Source organism: Methylobacterium crusticola (assembly GCF_003574465.1).
Lineage (GTDB): Bacteria > Pseudomonadota > Alphaproteobacteria > Rhizobiales > Beijerinckiaceae > Methylobacterium > Methylobacterium crusticola.
In genome coordinates this window covers 1-3447 of record NZ_KZ984678.1, presented here as the reverse complement: position 1 = coordinate 3447, position 3447 = coordinate 1, and the positions used below count along the sequence as shown (strand labels likewise).

Genomic DNA, 3447 nt, shown 5'->3' with positions numbered 1-3447 from the left:
GGCGGCCAGCGCCGGGTGGGTGGCGGCCGTGACGCCGCGGATCTGGAGGTTGCCGCGGGCCGTCACGTCGACGAGGCCGTTGCCGCCCGCCCGCGCGGCGTCGGCCACCGCCCGGGCCTGCGCGGCATCCAGGACGCCGCCGGCCGGGTGGAGCCGCACCAGCAGGCCGTCCCCGGTCGGCATCGGGCGGGCGAGGCCGGGGCACCAGCCGCGCAGGGCGCCCGCGCTCACGCGGCGGCCCCGCGGCCGTCGAGGGCCGAGAGGGAGTTGCGCCGGCTGCGCCAGAGGCCGCGGCGGCGCAGCTCCCCGAACCGGTCGAGGAGCGCCCGCGCGACGCCGGGATTGGCGGCCTCGACCGCCTCGAACACCGCCGGGTCGCCCACGTAGGCGTCGTAGAGGCGGTCGAGGTCGGCGTCCGACACCGCGTCGGTGGCGGCGGCCATCACGAACACCGCGTCGAGCCCCTGCGCCAATTCCTGCGCGCCGCGCCAGCCGTGCCGGAGCTGGCCGGCGATCCAGCGCGGATGGGCGAGGCGGCCGCGCACCAGCCGGGCGACGTCCTCGGCCGCCGTGCGGATGCGGGGCGCGCCGGGCCGGCTGACGTCGAGGCTGTAGAGCGCGGGCGCGGCGCCCGCGAGGGCCGCCGCCGCGGCGAAGCCCCCCATGGCGTCGGCGCCCGCGTCGCCGTCGAGGAGGTCGCGCTCGGCCACGTCGAAGGCGTGCAGGTAGGCGTCCGCCGCCGCGACCCGGTCGGCGAAGGCGGCGGCCTCGTCGCCCGCGGCCTGCGCGGTGGCGTCCAGGTAGGCGCGGGCGAGGTCGTCCCGGCGCTCCCAGGCCCCGTCGAGGGCGAGGGCGGCGGCGCCGGCGCCGTAGCGGCCCGGCGCCGCCCCGAACACCCGCGCCAGCCCCTCGCCGCGGCGGCGCGCGGCCGCCAGGGGGTTGTCGGCGTCCTCCTCCTGCCGGCCCGCCACCGCGCGGGCGGCCCGGTCGAGGAGGGCGAGGGCGTCCGGGAAGGTGTCGCGGAAGGCGCCCGAGACCCGCACCGTGACGTCGATGCGGGGCCGGTCGAGGAGGGCGAGGGGCAGCACCTCGAAGCCGGTCACCCGGGTCGAGGCGTGGTCCCAGGTCGGGCGCACGCCCATGAGCGCGAGGGCGTGGGCGACGTCCTCGCCGCCGGTGCGCAGGGTCGGGGAGGCCCAGAGGTCCATGACGATGCGGGACGGGTACTCGCCCTCGTCCTGCAGGTAGCGCCGCACCACCTCGGCCGCCGCCCGCTCGGCGAGCAGGGCGGCCGCGCGGGTCGGCAGGGCGCGGGGATCGAGCGTCGCGAGGTTGCGCCCGGTCGGCAGCACGTCCTCCTGCCCCCGCGCGGGCGAGCCCGCCGGGCCCGGGGGCACGAAGCGGCCGTCGAGGGCCGCGAGGAGGCCGGCCCGCTCGCCGAGGCCGCAGGCCTCGAGCCCCTCGGGCGCCTGCCCGAAGACGTGCAGCCCCTCGCGGACCGTCACCTCGGCGAGGTCGCAGAGATGGGCGTCGAGGGCCGCGAGGGCGTCGCTCATCGGGGTGGCGCGGCCGATGCCGGCGGCGCGCAGCAGCCCCGCCGCCTCCGCCCGGTCCAGGATCGCGTCCGCGATCAGGCCGGCCCGGCGCGGGTCGAGCACGGTGGCGCCCGCGTACTCCTCCACGAGGTCGCGCAGGGCGCCCGCCTCCGGGTCGAGGCCGGAGGCGGCGGTCTCGGGCGTCAAGTGCCCGAGCGTCACGGCGCCGAGGCGGCGCTTGGCCGGGGCCGCCTCGCCCGGATCGTCGACGATGAAGGGATAGACCACCGGGAGGGCGCCGACCGCCAGCGAGGGCCAGCAGGCGGGCGAGGGCGCCACGGCCTTGCCGGGCAGCCACTCGGTGGTGCCGTGGGTGCCGAGGTGGATCAGCGCGTCGCTGCCCTGCCGCAGGGCGAGGTAGAAGGCCAGGTAGGCGTGGGCCGGCACCGCGTCGGGGTCGTGGTAGCCCGCCTTGCGGTCGCCGCCGCGGCCCCGGTCGGGCTGGAGCGCGATCAGCACCCGGCCGGCCCGGACGGCGCGGAACCGGAACGCGCCGTCCCGGCAGGCGGGGTCGGCCTCGGGCGGGCCCCACTCCGCCGCGAGCGCCGCGCGGGCGGCCGGGGGCAGCCGCCGCCGCCAGGCCTCGTAGGCGGCGAGCGGCACGGACAGGCCGGGCGCGGCCTCGGTCAGGGCCCGCATCATCGCGGCGGGCGCGGGGGCCTGCGACACCCCGAACCCCTCGGCCGCGAGGAGATCGAGGATCGCCCGGGTGCTCGCCGGGGTGTCGAGCCCGACCGCGAAGCCGGCCCGGCCGCCCCGGGCCGGGTAGTCGGACAGGACGAGGGCGAGGCGCCTCTCGGCCCGCGGCGTGCGGGCGAGGCGTATCCAGGCCGCCGCCCGGTCGGCCGTGGCCGCGATGCCGCCGAAATCCGGCACCGCCCGGCGCTCGGCGAAGCCCTCGACGGCGGGCGCCTCCTCCTTGAAGGAGACCGGGTGGGCCGAGAGCCGCCCGTCGAATTCCGGCAGCGCCACCTGCATGGCGAGGTCCGCCGCGCCGAGGCCCCGGGCGGAGGCCGCCCAGGCGGCGCGCGGCGCCCCGACCGTGAAGGCCTGGATCACCGGGCAGCCCGCCCGGTCGAGGACGAAGCCGGCATCGTCCCGCGCCGAGAAGGCGGTGNTGATCGCGGCCCGCACGACCGCCACGGCCTCCGGGTCCTTCAGGCTCGACACCGCGAGGATCACGGGCGTGAGGCCGCGCTCCCACAGGGCCGCCGCCAGGGACGCGGCCGGCGCGGTGTCGCCGCCGAGGACGGCCGAGCGGTAGACGAGCACGAGGGCGGCGGGGAAGAGGGCCTCGCCCCGCCCGTCCCCCGCCGCGCCGGCGGGCACGGCCGCGGCGAGGTCCGCCGGCCCGCAGCCGGGGCACCAGGGAAAGCCCCGCGGCAGCGCCCGGGGCGGCGCCGCGACCACGGGCCGGCCGATCTCCGCCGCGATCCGGCGCAGGAGATGGCGCAGGTTGTCGGGCCCCCCGGCCCGGAAATAGGCGTCGAGGGTCTCGCGCAGCTCCGGCGCCACCGTCGCGAAGGCGTCGAGGCGGGGGTCGGGCCGGTCGTCCCCGGGGAGCACCGCCAGGGGAATGCCGCCGGCCCGGCACACCTGCGCCAGCCGCTCGATCCCGTAGCGCCAGTAATCGAGCCCGCCGAGGCAGCGCACCAGCACGAAGCGGGCCCGGGCCACCACCTTCTCGGCGTAGAGGTCGACCGAGAGCGGGTGGCGCAGCTGCGCGAGCTTGGCGAGCCGCAGGCTCGGCGGGAGCTGCTGGCCCGGCGCGAGCCGCGGGCCCGGCGGGGCCGCCCCGGCCCGGTCGCCGCCGGGCGGGGCGGGATCGGGCCCGGCCAGCGCCGCCTGGGCC

The 3447-nt window shown here is 80.2% G+C and carries 1 protein-coding gene and 2 pseudogenes; all 3 read right to left on the bottom strand.

The window, feature by feature from the left end:
- Positions 1-183, bottom strand: a pseudogene (locus tag DT057_RS05770) (nitrite reductase); the annotation flags it as partial.
- A gap of 44 nt (positions 184-227) precedes the next feature.
- Positions 228-2712: pseudogene (gene cobN / locus DT057_RS05765) on the bottom strand (cobaltochelatase subunit CobN); the annotation flags it as partial.
- Between the two features lies 1 nt (position 2713).
- A partial coding sequence (locus tag DT057_RS36625; RefSeq protein WP_420870304.1) for a cobaltochelatase subunit CobN occupies positions 2714-3447 on the bottom strand: 734 nt, incomplete at both ends.